Source organism: Paenibacillus sp. JT31N11 (assembly GCF_056269285.1).
This window is the reverse complement of record NZ_JBWDNQ010000007.1, coordinates 152,486-174,254: the sequence shown is the minus strand read 5'-3', so window position 1 is coordinate 174,254 and position 21,769 is coordinate 152,486. Positions and strand designations below refer to the sequence as shown.

Annotated in this window: 16 protein-coding genes; 12 read left to right on the top strand and 4 right to left on the bottom strand. The window is 54.1% G+C overall.

Translation table 11 applies throughout. From position 1 onward, the window contains the following. Nucleotides 1-248 precede the first annotated feature (248 nt). The 8 genes from AC0YNV_RS23400 to AC0YNV_RS23365 all read left to right on the top strand — a co-directional run bounded on the left by AC0YNV_RS23400 (nt 249) and on the right by AC0YNV_RS23365 (nt 10,804). The gene (locus AC0YNV_RS23400; RefSeq protein WP_210038936.1) at nt 249-482 is read left to right on the top strand and encodes an HPr family phosphocarrier protein; all 234 of its coding nucleotides are present in this window, start codon (nt 249-251) and stop codon (nt 480-482) included. Continuing rightward, nucleotides 469-2,589, top strand: coding sequence for a methyl-accepting chemotaxis protein (locus AC0YNV_RS23395; protein ID WP_475770167.1), 2,121 nt, complete (start codon nt 469-471; stop codon nt 2,587-2,589). Before AC0YNV_RS23400 ends, AC0YNV_RS23395 begins: the two co-directional genes overlap by 14 nt. Beyond that, nucleotides 2,582-4,201 (top strand): response regulator transcription factor, encoded by a 1,620-nt coding sequence (locus tag AC0YNV_RS23390; RefSeq protein ID WP_475770166.1) that lies wholly within the window; start codon nt 2,582-2,584, stop codon nt 4,199-4,201. The genes AC0YNV_RS23395 and AC0YNV_RS23390 overlap by 8 nt, the downstream gene beginning before the upstream one ends. Beyond that, nucleotides 4,198-5,988, top strand: a complete 1,791-nt coding sequence (locus AC0YNV_RS23385) for a cache domain-containing sensor histidine kinase (protein WP_475770165.1) — start codon at nt 4,198-4,200, stop codon at nt 5,986-5,988. Before AC0YNV_RS23390 ends, AC0YNV_RS23385 begins: the two co-directional genes overlap by 4 nt. Then, nucleotides 5,985-6,968 (top strand): substrate-binding domain-containing protein, encoded by a 984-nt coding sequence (locus AC0YNV_RS23380; protein ID WP_475770164.1) that lies wholly within the window; start codon nt 5,985-5,987, stop codon nt 6,966-6,968. The genes AC0YNV_RS23385 and AC0YNV_RS23380 overlap by 4 nt, the downstream gene beginning before the upstream one ends. Nucleotides 6,969-7,133: 165 nt before the next feature. After that, nucleotides 7,134-8,642 carry a sugar ABC transporter ATP-binding protein gene (locus AC0YNV_RS23375; protein ID WP_475770163.1) on the top strand — a complete coding sequence of 503 codons (1,509 nt, stop codon included), beginning with the start codon at nt 7,134-7,136 and terminating at the stop codon, nt 8,640-8,642. Nucleotides 8,643-8,668: 26 nt separating this feature from the next. Beyond that, nucleotides 8,669-9,664 (top strand): ABC transporter permease, encoded by a 996-nt coding sequence (locus tag AC0YNV_RS23370; RefSeq protein ID WP_475770162.1) that lies wholly within the window; start codon nt 8,669-8,671, stop codon nt 9,662-9,664. Between the two features lie 87 nt (nt 9,665-9,751). After that, nucleotides 9,752-10,804: an ABC transporter substrate-binding protein gene (locus AC0YNV_RS23365; RefSeq protein ID WP_210038773.1), complete on the top strand. Its 1,053-nt coding sequence runs from the start codon at nt 9,752-9,754 to the stop codon at nt 10,802-10,804. 92 nt (nt 10,805-10,896) lie between these two features. On the opposite strand, the gene AC0YNV_RS23360 is transcribed toward AC0YNV_RS23365, so the two are convergent. From AC0YNV_RS23360 to AC0YNV_RS23345, 4 genes are all read right to left on the bottom strand, one after another. Next, on the bottom strand, nt 10,897-11,043 hold the full coding sequence (locus tag AC0YNV_RS23360) for a hypothetical protein (protein WP_475770161.1): 147 nt from the start codon (nt 11,041-11,043) through the stop codon (nt 10,897-10,899). A gap of 311 nt (nt 11,044-11,354) precedes the next feature. After that, a complete protein-coding gene (locus tag AC0YNV_RS23355; protein WP_210038774.1) occupies nt 11,355-11,873 on the bottom strand; it encodes a DUF302 domain-containing protein in 519 nt (172 codons plus the stop codon). A gap of 276 nt (nt 11,874-12,149) precedes the next feature. Next, nucleotides 12,150-12,599, bottom strand: a complete 450-nt coding sequence (locus AC0YNV_RS23350; RefSeq protein WP_475770160.1) for a GNAT family N-acetyltransferase — start codon at nt 12,597-12,599, stop codon at nt 12,150-12,152. Nucleotides 12,600-12,857: 258 nt separating this feature from the next. After that, nucleotides 12,858-14,918, bottom strand: coding sequence for a GxGYxYP domain-containing protein (locus tag AC0YNV_RS23345; protein ID WP_475770159.1), 2,061 nt, complete (start codon nt 14,916-14,918; stop codon nt 12,858-12,860). A 385-nt stretch (nt 14,919-15,303) separates the two neighbouring features. On the opposite strand from AC0YNV_RS23345, the gene AC0YNV_RS23340 reads away from it, so the two are divergent. The 4 genes from AC0YNV_RS23340 to AC0YNV_RS23325 all read left to right on the top strand — a co-directional run bounded on the left by AC0YNV_RS23340 (nt 15,304) and on the right by AC0YNV_RS23325 (nt 21,722). Beyond that, entirely contained in the window at nt 15,304-16,467 is a 1,164-nt protein-coding gene (locus tag AC0YNV_RS23340; RefSeq protein ID WP_475770158.1) for a GntR family transcriptional regulator, read from the top strand. A 241-nt stretch (nt 16,468-16,708) separates the two neighbouring features. Next, entirely contained in the window at nt 16,709-19,753 is a 3,045-nt protein-coding gene (locus AC0YNV_RS23335; RefSeq protein WP_475770157.1) for an alpha-mannosidase, read from the top strand. Nucleotides 19,754-19,900: 147 nt separating this feature from the next. Further along, nucleotides 19,901-20,815, top strand: coding sequence for an ABC transporter permease (locus tag AC0YNV_RS23330; RefSeq protein ID WP_475770156.1), 915 nt, complete (start codon nt 19,901-19,903; stop codon nt 20,813-20,815). Between the two features lie 13 nt (nt 20,816-20,828). After that, nucleotides 20,829-21,722: a carbohydrate ABC transporter permease gene (locus tag AC0YNV_RS23325; protein WP_475770155.1), complete on the top strand. Its 894-nt coding sequence runs from the start codon at nt 20,829-20,831 to the stop codon at nt 21,720-21,722. Nucleotides 21,723-21,769: the final 47 nt, after the last annotated feature.

Genomic DNA, 21,769 nt, shown 5'->3' with positions numbered 1-21,769 from the left:
CGGGAGCTCCGTTTTCCACGTTCATTTTCGCGCGCAGCGGGGTTGATATGCCCGGTTTGGAACTTGCGGCGCGATCAGAAAATAATTCGACTAAAAAGCGATAATTATACATGTGCTAATGCCGGGGACGGCTGTATAATAGGCGTAGCCGGAAGCTTTAGAAAGACAAAGGCAGGAAGCCTGAGGCAATCTTGAAAGCGGATTCAAAGCCGAATATGAGCTCAATTGCGGGAGAGGGTCGATTGACTATGATTAAACCGATTAAAGTGAGGAATGCGAATGATATCGAACAAATCAACCGCATCGTGTCCAGGTATCCGTTCGATATTTGGATACACAGCAAAAGCGGCATGGCTGACGCCAAATCGCTGCTGGGCATGTATGTGCTGAAAATCAACGAGCCGTTATTCCTCGTCGTTCCGGACGAGGCGGAGGTTGGGCCGTTGTTCGCGGAGCTGGAGCCTTATATTGCGTTTGATTGACGGGACAGCAGTGGACTCGTCGGTCAGGCACAATTCGATTCTGGAACGCATCTCCAATCTTGGCATTTTACGTTTTTCCACGATTCAAGTGAGGTTGACCCTCTTTTTCACCCTTATCCTGTTTGCCTCCATCGCGACTGTCGGTGTGGTGAATTACCGGCAATCCAGCGCAGCGCTCAATGGCAAAATCGAGCTGTATTCCAGACAGGTGATCGGACAGATCGGCGCAAATCTTGATCTGGAGCTGCAGCATATCCAGTTTGTCATGGAGGATATTATATCGGGCGAAGATGTGCAAAGCGGCTTGGCCGACCTGAAGACATCCGGCGGTCAGCAGTACACGCTGACCAATGCCATCAACAAGACGATTTCCCACAAGCTGTCCATGCTCACTTACATCTCCAGCGTCACAATTCGCGTAGACCGGCAGACGACGCTGGGTACGTACAATTCCCTGGATAAGGAGCAGCTGGATTCGATTATTCAAAGGACCGAGGGCGGTACGGACTATCGCTACTTTCTCATAGACGACAAGGTGAAGGGAAAAGCGTTTCTCTCCATAAGCAAGCCGATCCGATCGGCAGTCAACGGGGACTCGCTTGGCGTTATCGTCATCACGCTGGAGGAAAACCATATCGCCAGGCTTTATGAAGGGACCGATCTGGGCCAATCGGCAGAGATTTTTATTCTGGATGATCAGGGCAGCGTCATATCGAGCAGAAACAAGGCCCGATACCCGGTCAACCGTCCGCTCCCGGATCGGGAATTGGCGCAGCGGGTGGCAGGCGGAAGCTCGCCGGACGGCGAGGCTTACTTCGGAGAAGCATCGGGCGTCGAATCGCTTGTTGCGTATACGCCTGTGGCGGCCAGCGGCTGGAAGGTGGCGGCTGTCATTCCGAAATCGTTCATTCAGGCGGAAATCAATGATCTGAGATTAACGATGCTGCTGATCGGCGCAGCCTGCCTGCTCCTATCCGCACTGATCGCTTATCTGATTTCGCTGGGCGTATCCATTCCCGGACGAATGCTCAGGGCGCAGATGAAACGGGTGAACGACGGAGACTTGAATCTGGCCTGGGCGGATCCGCACAAAGACGAAATGGGCGCAATCTCGGCAGGCTTCAATGAAATGGCCGGAACGCTGAGGACGCTGCTTGCGCGGGTGGCGTCATCATCGGATTATCTGCTGGAGCAGTCAGGGGTCGTCTCAGCCGTATCCGGCAGATTCAGAGGAAATCAGCAGCAGTTCGTCGAGGTGATCAAGCAAATTGCCGACGGATCCAATCAGCAGGCGGGTGATGCTGCGGCCAGCGCGGAGAGTATGAACGATTTGTCCGGAAATATCAGTGATATCGGGGAGGGAATCGGTACGATTTCCGAATCGATCGCCGATATCGACGCCATCTGTGCCGGTGCCCAGCAGTCGGTAAGCCGGCTGAACGATAAAGCGGCCGCTTCCCATTCCGCCCTGCTGCTTGTGCATCAGGACATTGGTTCGCTGGACGCGGAGCTCGGCCAAATTAACGAAATTACCCGGCTTATTACCGTTATCTCGAAGAAAACGAATATATTGGCTATCAATGCCTCCATCGAAGCCGCGCGGGCCGGGAGCGCGGGCCGGGGCTTCGCCGTTGTGGCGGAGGAGGTCAGGCAATTGGCCGGGCAGTCGCGGATCGCGTCGGAACAAATCGGCGACATGGTTTCCGCAGTTTTGAACCGCTCTCAAGCAACAGTCAGGGAGGCCGGACGGTCGGTGAATATGATGAAAGAACAGCTTGAGGCTGTTGAGGAAACGGACCGCAGCTTCGTCCTGGTCAAGCGGCAGCTGGAGCAAATGCTGTCACATGCGGCGAATGTCCGCACCGCTTCCGGGCGGCTGCAGCATTCGCGTGACGGCGCGCTGCATGCCATTGGAAGCATCGCGTCCATTGCCCAGGAAACGGCGGCGGCTTCCGAGGAGGCATACGCCTCCTCGGAAGAGCAGATGCATCAGACGGAGACGCTCGCCAATATGGCGCAGGAATTGGAACAAGCCTCTGTAAAACTTGCCGAAGCGATCGTGAAATTTCAAATACCGCAGGACAACGAGGTGAAACTCCATGTATAAGCTGCTGATTGTGGACGATGAAGCGCTGGTTCGCGAAGCGATCCAGGATGGCATGAACTGGGAGGCCATGGGACTTGAATGCGTAGGGTCCTGCGAGGACGGCATCGAAGCGCTCGAGTTCGTCGAGCGGGAGAATCCGGATATCGTGATGACCGATATCGGGATGCCGTTCATGAACGGCATCGAGCTGACGCGAGAGCTCTCCGTGCGTTACCCGGAAGTGAAAGTGATCATCCTGACCGGGTACGATGAATTCGAATATGCCCAGCAGGCGCTGAAAATGCAGGTTGCGGACTATATACTGAAACCGGTTACAGCCGCCGAGATGGAGGAAATTCTGCTGCGGCTTGGCGAGCAGCTGGACAATGAGAACCGGCATAAGCGGGACTACGAGAAGCTGAAGCGCCAGTTGAAAGAAAGCATGCCGCTGCTCAAGGAGCGGTTTCTGGAGCGGCTCGTCACTTCATCGATGACGGCGAAGCAAAAACGCGAAAGCTGCAGTTATTTTCAAATCGTCTGGGACCAGTCATTCCTGATCGAGCTTGCGATCGATGTCGACGAGCTTATATTGAAGCATCCGGCTACACCGTCCGACGATGAGCTGTTCCGGTTTGCCATTTATAACATCGCCAAAGAATTAACGGAGAAGAGTGCCGGTGCGGAGGTGTTCCGCGACAGGGAAAACCGCGTGCTCATCCTGCTGTCCGGCACCGATCCCGAAGCGCTGTGCGAGGCAGCCGGGGCAGCGGCGGAGGAAATCCACACTGCGGTCACCACCTATTTGCCCGTAAAGGCTTCTATTGGAATCGGCCATACCTGCAGGCTTGAGGATCATGTCGCCCTGGTTCACCGGTCGGCGTTGTCCGCTCTGGATTACCGCTATGTTATCGGCACCAATGAAATTATCCGCATCTCCGATATGGAAAGGCGCAAGCGCCCGGAACTGCTGTCCGCGGTCACCTGGGAGCATGAGCTGATCACGAAGCTGAAGACGGGTACGCCGCAGGAAATGGACGAATGGATCGCCAAGCTGTTTTCGACCTTCCGCAAGCAGCTTGTCCCCATAGATGTCTGCTATATCTACCTGCAGCGGTACGTTCTTACCTTGATGCATACGCTGTATGAAATGGAGAGCGATACCGGCAGGGTGTTCGGGGAAGCGGCCAATCCGGTGGCGGAAATCAGCAGGCTCGCGGCACTGGACGAAATCGAAATCTGGATGAAAGAGCTGTGCGGCAAAGCGGTAACGGTCATCCGGGGCATGCGGGAGGATCACAGCGTGCTGCAGATCGAGAAGGCGATGGCCTATGTCAGGCAGCATTATACAGACCCGGATCTGTCGCTGAAGACTGTATGCAAGCATGTGTCCATGAGCGCCAGCTACTTCAGCACCCTGTTCAGGATGAATACCGGCCGGACCTTCGTGGAATATGTGATTCACGAGCGGATGGAGAAGGCGAAGGAGCTGCTGAAGCTGACCTCCATGCGAAGCTACGAAATCGCTTACGCCGTCGGCTACAGCGATCCGCAGTATTTCAGCAGCGCATTCAAGAAGCATGCCGGGGACACGCCGACGGACTTCCGCTTCAAAATGACGGGGAATGAGGGATGAAGCTGGGCCTCTTCTCGCGATTCCGCAGCATCCAGACGAACATGGTGCTGGCCTTTGTCCTGCTTATCCTGATGACGATTCTAATTATGAGCGTCGTCTCTTATTATTTGTCCAAGGACGCCGTGCAGTCCAATGCGCAGACTTATACGACGGAGCTTGTGAAGCAAGTGAACAACAATATCAAGTCTTATGTGAACGGGATGAAATATATTTCCGATTTGGTGGACGGCAACCCGTATGTGCAGCAATATTTGTCGCAATTCAAATACGAAAGCCTGACAGAGGAGCAGAAAAGCAAACAGGCCGTTGCGGACTTTCTGGAATCGATGGCCGTATCGCGCGCCGACATTTCTTCGGTGAGCCTGTTTGGCTACAACGGGCAGTTCGTGACGGGAAGCAAAGGGCTGGAATTGAACCCGTTCATCGATATTACGAGCCTCAGCTGGTACCGTGGCGCCCGGGAGGCGGGAGGCTCGTACGTGATTTCTCCCTCGCATGTGCAGCCGGTGTTTAAGGACCGGTATCCCTGGGTCGTTTCCCTGAGCATGGAGCTGGTCAGCAAGGACGGCGGGACGAAGCTTGGCGTCTTCCTGATCGACCTGAATTTCAGCGTGATGAACGACATGTTCCAGGATATCCGGCTTGGCCAGCGGGGTTATCTGTTCATCGTCGATTCCGAGGGCAAAATCGTGTACCACCCGCAGCAGCAGCTGATTTACAGCAGCCTGAAAACGGAGAAAATCGCCGAGGTGCTCCAGATCAAGAATGGCACATTCATCAGCGACGAGGGCGGCAACAGCAGAATGTACACCGTTCAGGAGTCTGACTTCGGGTGGAAAATCGTCGGCGTGTCCTATGTCAATGAGCTGGTCGGCAACCAGAATGAGGTGCGGCTTTCTTTTATTTTTCTCGGCTTAATCTGCATCGTGCTGGCGATTGTCATTTCCCTGTTCCTGTCGCAGCGGGTCAGCCAGCCGATCAAGCAGCTGCAGGGCTACATGAAAGAGGTGGAAAAGGGCAATTTCGACATTCAGGTTCCCGTTCCGACCACGATTGAGATCGGCAGGCTGGCCCGGGCCTTCAACATTATGGTGGGCAAGATCAAAGAGCTGATGTCGCAGGTCGTCAGGGACCAGGAGCTGAAAAGAAGAAGCGAGATGAATGCGCTGCAGGCGCAGATCAATCCCCACTTCCTGTACAACACCCTGGACTCCATCATCTGGATGGCGGAGAGCAAGAAGTTCCAGGAGGTTGTCCTCATGACCTCGGCGCTGGCGAAGCTGTTCCGCGCGTCGATCAGCAAGGGCGAGGAGCTTGTCACGATCGAAACCGAGCTTGAGCATATTACGAACTATTTGAAGATTCAAAAGATGCGCTACAAGAACAAGCTGGACTATCAGATCGAGATCGGCGATTCGGTCAGGCAGTACAGGACGATCAAGGTCATTTTGCAGCCGATCGTGGAGAATGCGATTTATCACGGCATCAAGATGAAGCGGGGGCCGGGCCTCATTACGATCTCCTCCGAAGAGACGGAGACGGATATTCTGCTGATCGTCGGGGACAACGGGAACGGGATGGACGAGGAGAAGCTGTCCAGGCTTCTGACTCCATTGAATGAAGGAGAGGAAGGCAGAGGCGTCGGCGTCCGCAATGTGCATGGACGGCTCAAGCTTTATTTTGGCGCGCAGTATGGACTGGTTTACAAAAGCGTATCAGGCGAAGGGACAACGGTGCTCATCCGCTTTCCCAAGTCTCCGCCGTTATTGGAGGCAGGCAGAAGATGATTTGGAAGCATAAGCGGACACTGGCGATTGTCGGGCTGCTTCTGATTATTGCGGCAGGCTTGGCTGGCTGGGGAGGCTGGCTGTCGCAGCGGAAACCGCTGGATATCAGGGTCATTATTAAATCGACGGACGCTTCGATCGAGTTCTGGCTGGTGCTGATCGACGGGGTTCGCGAGGCAGCTCAGGAATTCGACACCAGCGTCAAGATTTCCGGCTCCAAAACCGAAACGGATGTCGACGAGCAGATTGCGCTGGTGGAGCAGGCGATCCGGGACCGGCCCGATGCGATTGTGCTGGCTGCGAACGATTTTGACCGGCTTGTTCCCGTTGCCGAGAAAGTCAGGCAAAGCGGAATCAAGCTCATCATTGTGGACTCGGGCATCAACTCCGGTGTCGCGCACAGCAGCGTGGCGACAGACAATGTAATTGCCGGCAGGAAGGCGGGCGAAGCGATGCGGCAGCATATCTCGGGGAATGCGAAGGTTGCGATTATCAGCTATGTCAAAAATGCCGCTTCGCATATCGACCGGGAGAAAGGCGTCCGTTCCATTCTGGGCGGCAATGCCGGTCTCGACCTGCTCGACACCTATTATGTCGAAGGCTCGGAGGAGAACGCCTACTTGATGGCAAGGAATATTTTGCAGACGCAGAAGGATGTCGTGGGCATAATCGGGCTGAACGAGCCTACAACCGTCGGCGCGGGCCGGGCGATTCAGGAGCTCAAGCTCAAGGACCGGGTCAGTCTGATCGGATTCGACAGCTCCGTCAACGAGATCAAGCTGCTGGACGAAGGGGTGATGAAGGCGACCGTCATCCAGCGGCCTTTCCAGATGGGTTATTTGAGCGTTAAGACGGCTGTGGACGCGGTCAGGGGGAAGAAGGTGCCGAAGATGATCGATACCGGCTCTCTGGTCATTACGAAACAGAATATGTACGAGGAGGAAAACCAGAAGCTGCTGTTTCCCTTCGTCAACAAATAACGTATTATGCGGGGCCCCGGGAGCCCTGTTTTTTTTTGCTCTTGTCCGCGGTGCAACCTCCAAAATTATTCGACTCTTACAGGAAGAAATCACATGTTAGCCTGCAGCCGGACCGTGTAAAGTTAGCTACAACAGCAGGAACAAGAGTTTGAGGGAGGTGGAAAGATGGAACAGACCATTGTGCGCATGGAAGGAATCGAGAAGCATTTTGCCGGCGTTCACGCGTTGAAGGGCTGCCGGTTTGAGCTGCGGGCCGGTGAAGTGCACGCGCTCGTCGGTGAGAACGGGGCAGGGAAGTCAACGATGATGAAGGTGCTGACCGGCGTTTACCGCAAGGATGAGGGAAGCATCTTCTATAAAGGCGAGGAAGTGCAAATCGCCGATACAAGGTCCGCCCAGAAGCTGGGGATCGGCATGATCCATCAGGAGCTGAATCTGGCTCCCCATCTGACGGTGGCGCAGAACATATTTATTGGCAAGGAGCCGCGCAAGGCGATCCGCTTGTTTCTGGATGACAAGGAAATGAACAGGCAAACGGCTCTGCTGCTGAAGCAGATGAAGCTGGACATCGATCCGACGACGCCTGTGGCGGAGCTTACGGTGGCCAAACAGCAAATGGTGGAGATCATCAAGGCGATTTCCTACGAATCCCAGGTGCTGATTATGGATGAGCCGACGGCGGCGCTCAGCGATTCCGAAATCGACGAGCTGTTCCGGATGATCGCGCAGCTCAAGGAGAAGGGCGTCGGTATCGTCTACATCTCGCACCGGATGGCGGAGCTGAAGCGAATTACCGACCGGATTACGGTTATGCGCGACGGCACTTATATCGATACGGTCCAGACGCCGGATATCAGCATCGACCAGATTATCGCCATGATGGTCGGCCGGGAAATCTACCAGCCGGTCAAGCCGGACCGCAAGGCGGAGAAGGCGCCGGAGACGGTGCTGGAGGTGCGTGGTCTTTCGCGGAGGAACGTCCTTCACGATTTAAGCTTCTCGCTGCGCAAAGGGGAAATCCTGGGCGTCGCGGGACTGGTCGGCGCAGGCAGAACGGAGATGGCGCGGGCAATTTTCGGCGCCGATCCGATTGATGCCGGAGACATCCTGATCCGCGGACGCGAGGTCCGCATTGCCGGGCCGCATCAGGCGGTGAAGCATGGCATTGGATACTTGTCCGAGGACCGGAAGCATTTTGGCTGTCTGCTGGATATGGACGTCAAGACGAATGTCGGGCTCGCGGCGCTGGGCCGCTTTACAAGCGGGCTGGGCTTCATGAGCGACAGGCGGATGGCCGAAGTTTCGGTCAAGGTCGTCGAGGAGCTGCGCGTGAAGACGCCGGGGATCAATCAGAAGCTCAAATTCCTGTCCGGAGGAAACCAGCAGAAGGTTATAATCGGCAAATGGCTGACGAGAGACTGCGATATTCTGATTTTCGACGAGCCGACGCGGGGCATTGATGTCGGAGCCAAAAGCGAGATTTACAAGCTGCTTGAAAGTCTGGCGGCGGAAGGCAAATCGATTATCATGATCAGCTCGGAGCTGCCGGAAATTCTGCGGCTGAGCCACAGGATCATCGTCATGTGCGAAGGAAGAATTACGGGAGAGCTTATTAACGATCAGCATGCTTCGCAGGAACAGATTATGACGTATGCGACCAAGCGGATCGGCTAGGTTCGGACAGGAGGAGATATTTGGCTATGAAGGATACGGTAATGGTATCCCCGAAACCGAAATTTGCGTTTAAATCGGGGCTGCAGCAGTTTTTGGCTTTCGGCAGTTTGATTCTGATGATTGTTTTTTTCTCACTTGCATCCAGCAACTTCTTTCATTTTTCCAACATGGTTGGAATTCTGCTCTCAACCGCGGTAATCGGCGTGCTTGCGCTCGGTTCGACATTCGTCATCGTCACCGGCGGGATCGATCTGTCGGTGGGAACGGTGATGACGCTGTGCGCAGTCATGACCGGGGTGTTTATTACGATGTGGGGGCTGCCTGTACCAATCGGCATTATCGGCGGGCTGCTCACCGGAGCGCTGTGCGGATTGATATCCGGAGTCGTCATCGCGAGACTCGGCATACCGCCCTTCATCGCGACGCTGGCCATGATGATGATCGCCAAAGGGCTGGCGCTCGTCATCTCGGGCACGAAGCCGGTTTATTTTACGGATACCCCAGTGTTTATGGAAATTTCGCAGGGTTCACTGCTGGGCGAATTGATTCCCGGCTTCGATATTCCGAATGCAGTGCTCATCTTCTTCCTCGCGGCGGTGATCGGCAGCATCCTGCTTGCCCGCACGATTGTCGGACGGTATAACTTCGCAATCGGCAGCAATGAAGAAGCAACGCGCCTGTCCGGGGTCAATGTCCGCAACTGGAAAATCGTGATCTATACGATTACCGGTCTGTTCACGGGTCTTGCCGGCATCCTGATTGCCTCGCGTCTGAACTCGGCTCAGCCGTCGCTTGGTTCGGGCTATGAGCTGGAAGCGATTGCGGCCGTGGTTATTGGCGGCACTTCGCTCAGCGGAGGCAAGGGCACCATCGTGGGCACCGTCATCGGCGCACTGATTATGAGCGTCCTGACGAACGGTCTTCGCATCTTGTCGGTGCCGCAGGAATGGCAGACGGTTGTCGTCGGCTTCGTTATTCTGCTCGCTGTCTATGCGGATATTCTGCGCCGGCGCAAAGCTTGAACCAATGCTTGAACAGCAGGGCGTTCTTCCGCGAGAGAGGCGCGGGGGAATGGAAAACAGCAATCATACTATGGCATAAAAGGGGAAATGAAGATGAAAAAGAGTTTGTTTGTTTTGTTGGCAGCATTCGTATTAGTCCTCACCGCCTGTGGTTCGAATGGTAACGGAGGCAACGGGAATGCAAACGGCGGCAATGAGCCGGCTCCGGCAGCAGACCCTGCGGCCACTAACACCGATAACGCGAATGCCGGCGCCAATGCGCCTGCGGAAAAAATGTATATTCCGCTCGTTTCCAAAGGATTCCAGCATCAGTTCTGGCAAGCGGTTAAACAAGGCGCCGAGAAAGCTGCTTCCGAATTTAATGTAGAAATCACATTTGAAGGTCCGGAGACGGAATCGCAGGTGGATAAACAGCTGGAGATGCTGCAGGTCGCACTGGACAAAAAACCGAGCGCCATCGGCTTCGCCGCTCTCGACAGCCAGGCATCGATTCCGCTGCTGCAAAAAGCCAAGGATGAAGGCATTCCGGTTATCGCCTTCGACTCAGGCGTGGACAGCGACATTCCATCCAGTCTTGTCACGACGGACAACGTTGCCGCAGCAGGCACGGCCGCAGACAAAATGGCTGAGCTGATCGGCGGAAAAGGCGAAATCGCGATAATCGCCCACGATCAAACCAGCCGTACGGGGATTGACCGCCGCGACGGATTCGTGAACCAGATCAAAGCAAAATATCCCGACATCAACATCGTCGACATTCAATACGGCGGCGGCGACCATTTGAAATCAACCGACCTGGCCAAAGCGATCATGCAGGCTCACCCGGATCTGAAGGGCTTCTTCGGCACCAATGAGGGATCTGCAGTCGGCGTTATCAATGCGGTAACCGAAATGAAGGCCGAAGGCAAAATTACCGTAATCGGCTATGACTCCGGCAAGGCGCAAATCGACGCGATCAAAAGCGGCCTGATGGCTGGCGCGATTTCCCAAAATCCGGTCGGCATCGGCTACGAAACGGTCAAAGCGGCGGTAGCGGCAGCCAAAGGCGAAACAGTTGAAGCCTTAATAGACAGCGGCTTCGTCTGGTACGACAAAACGAATATCGACAGCGATGAAGTGAAAGCTGTTATTTACGAGTAATACCGAGGCATCAAGGTTCGTCCCGATACCGGTCATTTGATGAAAACAATCGCCTCCCACTTGGTTATTCAGACCAGGCGGGGGGCGATTTTTTATTTTACTAGACGTATCGGCTTGTATAGTAGAGTCGGAAAGGCATCCCTGGCGCTCGCCCGGCGCTCGCCAGGCCCAACTGGCATCTCCAAGCCCGTCCCGTATGCGAGTGGCAGCAGGGCGCCGATGGTGGTAAGAGCGGTCATCAGGATGGCACTCCTTCTGTGGGAGCTATAGGAATGACTATTTCACATATTCGAGCGAGATTGCTTCCGTCCACGACGACCGCTTTTACCGCTTGGCCCAGCGTGAACAACCCCGGGGGAGCTCTTAATTAGGAGGCTTGGATCGGCATTTTAACGGTTGTTTCGTTAAGTCCAAGCTTCTTCAATTCATCCGACTTGATATCGACTATTTTCTATGAACCGGACACTTGCTGCCAAGCAATAGTGTGGAAGCAAAAATAGCAGCCCACGCTTATTCTCCAATGATGAAGGACATGCGCGGGGCGCCGATATTAACGATTATTGCTTTTGACGGCCTGTACGACACGATCCATTCTGTGGTCGAGCAGGTAGCCGATTTCAACCAGAGCCGGGTTGTTGAATACTGCCAGAAAGGAAGAAGGGCGGTCATAAGCGATGATGGCGCCGCCCGGATTGCCGTTATCATATAGACAAACATGGAACGGCACATAGAGGCTGGCCCGGATATCGATGGAAAGGATTTGCTCGGCCACGATCCCGTTGCCCACAATATACAGACAGCAGCGTTTGATTCCATTATGAAGCGACGTCAAGCGGCCCTGATTCACCTTGAAGAAAATCATCAGCCCATGCGGGCCGGCCATGGTCTGGAAGGCAGCCTTCACTTTGTCCCAGGGCGCTTCGGCTTCGATGAGCGCGTTCTCGATGACCGGGTCCCAACGTCCCAGCTCCCGCTCGAAGGCGGGCATAAGATCCTCATAACTGAGCCCCGTAGGGATATCCTCCCGCTTGATCAGGGTATCGGTAACTATTTTGCCGCTATATGGCATGGAAATCCTCCTCTTCATATATCTGAAGGCGGCTGTCGTCTCAGCACAATACAGGGTATGCCCAGACTTCCTGAATTGGTGCCTGCTCTCCATGAGGGGGCTGCACAGGCCATTCTGCTGACGATACTTATCCCATATTATGGTATATGGTAAAATTTAACTATTCTCAATAAATCGGAGGTTATTCATGCTCAGAGAGTCAGAATGGCGGGATCGGGCGGGATGCCAAGGGGTTTAAGAAGTATCCGGATTAGATAATTCGCCACAATTTATCCCTTACATATGCATAATAAATCCCGTTTTCTTCCCTTTCACGAATCCGGCCTGCTCGTAAAACCGATGTATTTCTTCTCTGTGGGAACCCGTCATCAGCATCAGCTTATAACAGTTCCTTTCCCCGGCAATCTCTATCGCTTTCTCCAGGGCCATACGCCCGAATCCGTTCCTTCTATATGCTTCATGTGTGACGACATTTTCTATCAATCCATAGGGTCTTGCACTTCGGGTCAGGTTCCTGACAATGACAAGGACGCAGGAAGCGGCGATAACTTCTTTGTGCTCGACCACAATGATTCTCATATTCTCGTCCTTCAGGATATCCTGCCAAAGATCAGCCAATTCCTGATCTCTTGCCAGCTCCGGATCAGCCGGCTGCAGAAACTTATAAAGCAGCAAGAGCTCTTCCAGTTCATCTTCCCGAATGAATCTGCTTAGGGTGGTACTCAATTTGCCTGCACCTGCTTTCCATGAGGGTTGAGATCATTGTATAACATCACAGGTGTTTTCTTCATTATCATTTTGCGGATGGCTTCTAAGAGAAAAGGATCAAAATCAACTCCTGTAAGCTACCGGCAGCGTTGAAGACACAAAACAAAAGAACCGCAGCACGAGATCAATAATCTCGCTTTGCGGTTCTTAATTTTCCTGCCTGTTACAGCCAGGCTTCACTCTTTCCTTCGTGACTGTTCTACACGATTACAGCCATCATGGCTTCGCCGGCAGCTTATTCGCTTCGCGGATAAGCGAGAAGTACTGGTCGGCCAGAACGGCTTTGTACTCGGGCCCCAGCGAATCGGAAATTGCCGCGACATCGGTTGGCGTCAGGCTCCAGGCGAGCAGTCCCAAGGACACAAACTGCGGCGATTTGCCGTCCCATTTGGCTTTGGCGTCCTCCAGAATACGCTTGCCGTCCTGCACGGTGCTGATGCCCTGAATGATCGAAACGGGAAGGCTTCCGTTCACGATTTCAACGCCATAACGATCCTCCCAGCTCAGGAACAGGCCGGCTGTATGATAGTTCTGCTGGTAGGCGTCGGCTACTGATTGGCTGAGCGGAATGTTCTGGCCGTCTACCCGGTTCAGCACATACGGTACCGTCATGCCGCTTTTCTTCAGATAGGTGTAGGACTGCTTCAGGAATGCCGGCAGCGTGGACTTGGGCCATGCATCCGGATAGAAATATCCGGCTCCCGAAGGACCGGCAATCAGCTGATCGTTCCTGGTCGCTGTCCTGTTGTAGTAGTCCAGCATAGCCGGAGCTCCGTCAACCAGCAGCGGGCTTGAGGTCCAGTTGATCGGCACTTGGCCGCGGCCTGGATCATCCCATAAAATCCGCATGCGATGCTGGTTGTATTGGAAATTATCGCCTTCGCTGAAGGTGTAGGTGACGTAGATCTTGTTCTCCAGCTTTGGCTCTTGCGGTTTCTGGTCAGGGGTATAGGACTTGGTCTGAGCTGCGGAGAACACGGTCAGGTTGCTGAACCAATCTGCCGCAAGCACATAAACACTATGGTTGGATGTGACTTCAACCGAGCTGAATTCGCCCTCGACATCGTTGCTGAACCATCCCAGGTAAGGAGTCCCGGGCTGTACATCCGACAATATCTTCTCGAACAGCGCTTTCTGCTCCGGAATATTGGAATCCAGCCAGAACACCATCGCCTTGTTCGCCACCGCGTAATCCCGGAGATAGCCGTAAGGCTCCTTCTGCTCCGAGGATGGCGGCTCTTCATTGCCTGCCAGTACCTTGTATTGATTCCACATGTCCACGGAAGCGGTCAATTTCCCGGTTCCGGCGGGCACGGCGAATTTGTAGACAAAATAGCGGCCATTATCGGCAAAACGATGCCCTTCATTTCCTGCGGAAAGCTGCGAGCTCTGGGCGTCATAGAGGAACGGCTCCTCCTCCGGCGTGCCTGGAATGAACTGTGCGATGACCTGGTCATCGGCCTTCACTGTCACCTGATGCACAGCCGCACCCCAGCCATCCTGGGTAAAGGCGTCTTCAAAACGCAGATAAACCGCCTCTTTGCCCAGCAGGGATGACAAGTCCAAATCATAGGCTTGGCGGTTATTGCCGTCGCGTTCCTGGGTGGTATCCTCCGCCAGCACTTTGAACGAAGCCGGAAGGCCGGGAGGCAGCTTGACGGATGTATCCGGGCTCAAACCGATCAGCATACGGTGGGTCGCCTGTTTCCACAGATTATCGTACTGCCAGGTGTAGGCGTCCAGCCGGTCCTTGAATTTGCCCTGAAGATCATCGAGTACCTTCAGATTGTAGGGGGCTCCCGTCAAATTGGTTGCGAGTTCGGGGCTTGCGACAACCGCATTTTTCAACCCGGCCAGCGTCGTTGCGACATTAATGCTGTCCGGCACTTTCGGATCATAGACAATGATGCCTTTGATTTCATTTTTGAATTTGAGCACAATGTCCCAGTAATCGTCACGCACCTTATAGGGGACATCCAGATCGTTCAGCCATGCGAATTTGCCCTCTTCCTTGTTCTCCAGCAGGTAGATGCGGGGCTCCGCACGGTTCACCACACCCTGCAGGGTGGCCATCATCAGCTTGATATCCCCGGGAGCGTCATAGACATCGGCTACCTCCAGCTGCTTCGCCTTCGCGAATGATGGAAGCGCTTGCGAATTTGGCCAGTTGATAGAGCCTGAGGACGGAGGCTTGGCTGCCGGTTCCGCAGATACCGCGATGGACAGAGAGAAGAGACAAATTAGAGCAAGGCTTACGCTGGTTAATTTTCGAATCATGAACAAAACACCTCAACTTTATGCTGATTTGGCGAAGCGTTTGAAGAATAAGCAGGGCTTGAGCAGCGCAGCGGCTGCTTTTTGCATGAACGGCTGAACGTGACCGTCGCGTACTGATGCCTGATTATTTGTAATCGCTCATCTCCTCTCTGGTCGAGATATAATACATATTAAATATATTATACTTAATAATTTCAAGTCATTCGACAAAACCTCCCAAGAAATAGGGCTGAATAAGGCTTAATTAGTTCAAATGATGGAAGGGCCCAACTATTTTTTTCCAAAAAAAGCTTGTTTAAGCCCTGCCTGGACCATGCTCATGCAGTTGCGTTATACCAATCTAGGATATAATATATATTACAAATATCTGAAGTTTGGTGATAAAATGAGCACGGCTGACCGAATACCGCTTTACCAGAAGGTCCAGGAGTACATTCGCGAGCTTATTGATTCCGAGGGGCTGAAGACAGGGGATCGTATTCCGACGGAGAAGGTGCTGATGGAACGCTTCAATGTCAGCAAGATCACGGTGGTCAACGCCTTATCCGGACTTGCGAATGAGAAGATTATTAACCGCGTGCCCGGAAGAGGCAGCTTCGTCAGTGACAGGGAATCGCATATTCAGCCGGAAGCCGCCGGCGCCCATGAGGAACAGATGGTTGAGGCGGGCGGATCCGAGGCCGGTCTGCGTACGCGCATCATCGGATTGGTCATGCCCTCCATTGACGATTATTTTGCCACACGTCTGATCAAAGGCGTTCAGAAGGCGCTTGGCGAGAAGAATTACCGGATGATGATCCTGCTTTCCGACGGCGAGCTTGAGGAAGAGAAGGAAGCCATCAAGACACTTAAGGACATTGGTGTCGAAGGAATGCTGGTTTTTCCGGTGGATGAGGAGCAGTACAACGAGGAAATTATCGGGATGAAATTCAGCGGCTTTCCCTTTGTGCTGGTGGACCGCTATCTGCCTGGCGTGGAAACCAACTATATCGCCGCCGACGGCAGGATGGGGACGGGCCTTGCGGTCGATTACCTGTGGGAGCTGGGGCACCGGGAAATTGCGATTTGTTCGGATTCTCCGCTGCAAACGGTTACGGTACAGGAGCGGATCGAAGGGTATATGAATGCGCTTAAGAACAAGGGGGCGCTTATCAATCCCGCCCACATTATTACCGGTTTTCAAGTAGAGAGCCTGAAAGATGCGGAAACGCACCCGTTATTCCGCTATATCCGCAACAAGATGGCGACGGCTTACATTACCCTTAACGGCAAGCTCGGGGTGCAAATTTACCAAATGGCCGGTCAGGCCGGCCTAAGTGTTCCACGGGACCTGTCGATTGTAAGCTTCGATGATCCTACGGCGATCGTCGAGGAATTCAGCACGTTTACGCATATCAAACAGTTTGAGTATGATATGGGCTACCGCGCGGCGGATAAACTGCTGGAAGTCATCCGTGCCGGTGAAGGCCGCGTCGGCAAATACAGCAAAACCTTGATTGAGCCTGAGCTCGTTATCCGTCAAACGACCGGCCCGAATGCTTCCTCATAGCTTCGCGGAATCAACGGAAAAAAAGACCTCTTCCCATCGTGGAAGTGGTCTTTTTTTTATTTATTCGAATCGATAACCGATGCTTCTAAGGCTTTTTAAAAATTAAAATAATTTTAATATATTGAATATATATAATATTTATATTATATTGGGATGGAGAGTTCGTTTAGAAGCATTTGGAATCTGCATTTTATGCTGCGGTACATCCAATTTCATCATGACATCGCCCAAGGAGGCCAACATGCCATACGAAACAGTGAAAACAAACCGATTAAAATCCATGCTGGAACGGCTGCAGGCCCATATCTATGAACCCGTTGCGGATTTGCGGGTGAGCGCGTGGGTCACGCCGGAGCCGGTCTCCTATGAGCAGCGGATGTCAGGAGCACAAGTAGACCTTGCGCATGGCGACCGGTGGGGCAGCCTGTGGGACTGCGCCTGGTTCCGCTTCACCGGTCAAGTGCCGGAGAGCGCCAGGGGAGCCAAGGTTGTCCTGCTCATCGATGTGAATGGCGAACTGTGTCTGGTCGATGAGGAAGGCTCGCCGGTACAGGGGCTGACCAATATCAATTCGGAATTCGACTACGAGCTTGGCCTTCCGGGCAAGCGGGTGGTGCATATCAGCCCGGAGTCCGCGGGATCGGAGGCCATAGATATTTGGGCCGACGCAGGCTGCAATGATCTGTTCGGCCGGTACCGCAGCGGCACGCTGAAGGAAGCCGTCATCGCGATCTGCCGCGAGAATGCCCGTCAGCTGTATTATGACGTGGAAGTGCTGCTGGAGACGGCGGAGCTGCTGCCTGCCGGAACGGCGCGCAAGGAGCGTCTGCTGCGCGTGCTGTACGATGTCTCGCTGCTGCTGACCGAGCTTACGGATGAACGCATTGCCAAGGCGCGGGACCTCCTGGGCAAGCAGCTGGCGAAGCGCGGCGGCGATCCGGTATTGACCGTCAGCGCGGTCGGCCATGCGCATATTGATCTGGCCTGGCTGTGGCCCATCCGCGAGACGATCCGCAAGGGGGCAAGGACATTCTCCACGGCGCTGCGGATGATGGAGCAGTATCCGGATTATATTTTCGGAGCCAGCCAGCCCCAGCTTTATGACTGGATGAAGCGGCATTATCCGAAGCTGTATGCGCAGGTCAAGGAGCGCGTTCAGGAAGGACGGTGGGAGCCGCAGGGGGCGATGTGGGTCGAATCGGACACGAATGTGCCAAGCGGGGAATCGCTGGTCCGGCAGATTCTGTACGGCAAGCGCTATTTCATGGAGGAGTTCGGCCAGGAGATGAAGACGCTCTGGATGCCTGACGTGTTCGGCTATACCGCCGCTCTGCCGCAAATTTTGAAAAAATCCGGCGTCGATTCGATGATGACGCAGAAGCTGTCCTGGAGCACCTACAACCGCCATCCCCATCACACCTACATGTGGGAAGGAATAGACGGCTCCAGGGTGCTGACGCATATGCCTCCGGAGGATACCTACAACAGTCCGGCGGCGCCGCGTTCCATTCTGAAGGCGGAAGCGCAGTACCTGGATAAGAACATTTCGGACAACTGCCTGATGCTGTTCGGTATTGGCGACGGCGGCGGCGGCCCGGGGGAAGAGCATCTGGAGCGGCTTGCCCGCGAAGGCAATCTGCTTGGCCTGAGTCCGGTCGTTCAGGAAACCTCGGCGCAATTCTTCGAGAAGCTGAGCGCAGATACGGAGCGTTACCAGACCTGGAGCGGGGAGCTCTACCTGGAGAAGCATCAGGGCACGCTGACCAGCCAGGGCCGCAACAAATGGTACAACCGCAAGCTGGAGAAAGCGCTCCGCGAGCTGGAGTTTGCTGTGGTGCTGGCGCAGCTGAACGGCCAGGCTTCCGCTCCGTCCAGCGAGCTGGAGGAAATCTGGAAAGAAGTGCTGCTCTACCAGTTCCATGATATTCTGCCAGGCTCGTCGATCAAGCGGGTCTACGATGAATCGCTTGAGCGGTATGCGCTGCTGCTTGCGCGCGTGGAGACGCTGATTGCAGAAGCATACTCCACGGTTGTGGCGGGGAGCGCTCCGGAGGCAGCGGCAGCGGCGTCCCATAGCGCTGTGGGACCTGCAGCTATCTTCAATTCCCTTCCATGGGAGCGGGATGAGTGGCTGAAGCTGGGCGGGCAATGGGTATGCGTCACTGTGCCGGCGATGGGCTATGCGCTTGCTGAAGCCGGAGCTGTCGCTTATGAAGCCGATCCGGGCAAGCTGCGGGCATCGGCAGAGGAGCGTCTGGTGGAGAACGGGCTGCTTTCCGTGACAATCGGGGAAGACGGCGCTATCGTATCCATCTGGGATAAAGAGCATCAGCGGGAGGTGATCGCGCCGGGGCAGCGGGCGAACGATCTGCGCATCTACCACGATGACGGCGATGCCTGGGATTTCCGTCAGGATTACCGCCATACCGGAGGCGCTCCGCTTGCGCTTGAAGAAACGGCTGCATTCAGCGACGGACCTGCGGCAGGCCTGATCCTGCAATACCGGTACGGGCAATCCACTCTGACGCAGAAGCTTGTGCTTACCGAGGGGAGCCGCCGGATTGATTTTGTCACGAAGGTGGACTGGAAGGAATCCGGGCGTATGCTCCGCACATCATTCCCGGTCGATGTCCGCTCGGATAGCGTCAGCTGCGAGATCCAGTTCGGTTACCTGAAGCGCCAGACGCATCGCAATACGATGTGGGATTATGCCAAAGACGAGATTTGCGCCCACCACTGGGTCGATCTCTCCGAAGCGGATTATGGCGTTGCGCTCCTGAATGACAGCAAATACGGCTACAGCGCAGCGGGCAGTATCCTCGATCTGAATCTGCTGCGCAGCCCGTCCTATCCCGATCCGGAGGCAGACCGCGCCGTGCATGATTTCACCTATTCGCTTTATCCCCACGGGGGCAACCATGTTCAGGCCGAGGTCTACAAGCGCGGTTATGAACTGAATGTTCCCGTGCGTGCGGCAGCCGTACCGGCAGGTCAGAGCGGACAACGGCAGTGGAATGAAGGGACTTCGCTGCTTGCGCTGGATCATCCGAATGTCATGATCGAGACGATCAAGCAGGCGGAGGATGGCAATGGCATCATCGTACGCATGTATGAAACGGCCGGCACAAGGCTGACGACCAGGTTGACAACCGGCTTCGCGTTCTCGGAGGCTTGGTCGACGGACTTGATGGAGACAAATGGCGGGCAGCTTCATCCCGAGGACGGGAAGCTTGCGCTTGCCTTCGCTCCGTTTGAAATCAAGACGTTAAGGCTTACGGCTAACTGACAGTTAATGGAGTAGCAAACGATCAATGAACGGCGGGAAACATCCCTGTTAAGGATACGGGGTGCCGGATAACCGGTGTGCGGCCATTGCTGCGCGCAGGTTATCCCAAGACGCACCCCTTCAAATCCAGAAAGGAGGCTGACGACGATGAAGGATTCCCTGCTGGGGAAACGAATTTGGCGTCATAAATTATTTTATCTGTTCATGCTGCCCGGTATCGTCTGGTTTTTTCTGTTCTCTTATGTTCCGTTATATGGCATTCAGGTGGCGTTCCGCGATTTTAATTTCATGGGGGGATTCACCGGAAGCCCCTGGGCGGGGATGAAATACTTCCAGCAGTTCTTTGATTATTACCAATCCGGAACGATCATCCGCAATACGATCATCATCAGTCTGATGAAGCTGTTGATCGGGTTCCCCATGCCGATTATACTGGCCATTCTTCTGAATGAGGTCCAAAACCGCAAATTCAAAAAAGTTGTGCAAACGCTTTCGTATTTGCCATATTTTGTATCCTGGATTGTCGTGATCACCCTCATGCAGCGGCTGCTGACACCATACGGAGGACCGGTCAATGACATGATTACCGCCGTTTTCGGTACGAGTCCGATTCAGTTCATGAATAATACGTCATGGTTCTACCAGCTCGTCCTCGGCTCGGATATCTGGAAGAATATCGGCTGGAACTCCATCATCTACATGGCGGCGATCTCCGGTATCGATCAGCAGCTGTATGAGGCGGCCAAGATCGACGGCGCCGGGCGATTCCGCCAAATGTGGCATGTCACACTGCCAGGCATCCGCAATATTGCAGTGATTTTGTTAATTCTGGCCACCGGGAGCCTTATGAGTGCGGGTTACGAACAGCTTCTTCTTCTGAATGGCCCTGCTACAACGGCCATCGGCAGCGTTCTCGATGTGCATGTCATCACCGCAGGTATTTCGGAGGGCCGTCTCAGTTACGCCGCAGCGGTTGGTCTGTTCCAAAGCTTGATCGCACTGATTCTGGTTGTAACGGTGAACCAATTAGCTCGTAAATACAGCGATGTATCCCTGTTCTAAGGAGTGATGTGAGTTGAGTCAACGAAGGTTTTCACTATTCAGTCTGTTCAATTATGTCATTCTGGCGTTGGTTGCGTTCACGATGGTTTATCCCTTTATTTATATTCTTGTGTACTCGTTAAACGACGGCAAGAATTCCATGCTTGGTGCGCTGTACTTCTGGCCGCGTCAATTTACGCTGGATAATTATGTGCAGGTGTTCGATAACCCTTTGATCTGGCAGGCCTATAAAATCACGATCGCACGCACGCTGCTGGGGACGTTCCTGCATGTGGCACTCTGCACCTTAATGGCCTATGCCTTATCCAAAAAGTCGCTGCCTGGCCGGACCTTCTTCACCTTTTATATCTTTCTTCCGACCATCTTCAGCGCAGGGTTCATCCCTTATTTCATTACCCTTCAGAAGCTGCACCTGATTAACAGCTTCTGGGTTTATATCATTCCGATGCTGTTCAGCTTTCTAAATATTGTGATCATCCGGACCTTCTTTCAGGGAATCCCGGAGGAGCTGGAAGAGTCGGCGCGTATCGACGGATATGGAGACTTTCAAATTTTCCTGAAAATTATTCTTCCTTTATCCGGTCCTGTGCTGGCAACAATTGCGCTGTTCGTCGGTGTTCAGCATTGGAATGATTGGTTCACTGGCGCTTATTACGTAACCGACAAGAAGCTGATTCCCGTTCAGACTTTGCTTCAGCAATTGCTGACCGAAGCGGAAGCGCTCTCATCCTCCATGCAGCGTTCGCAGCAGCAGGGCGGGCAGACCATCAGCACCAATGCCGGCGCTACTCCCGAATCCATGCGTATGGCCCTCTTGGTCATAACCGTCTTTCCCATCTTGTGCATCTATCCGTTTTTGCAGCGGTATTTCGTCAAAGGCGCCATGATCGGTTCGGTAAAAGGATAGAAGGCCACAGATAAGCGTTCCGATCCGGAACTTTATCATAAATCTCA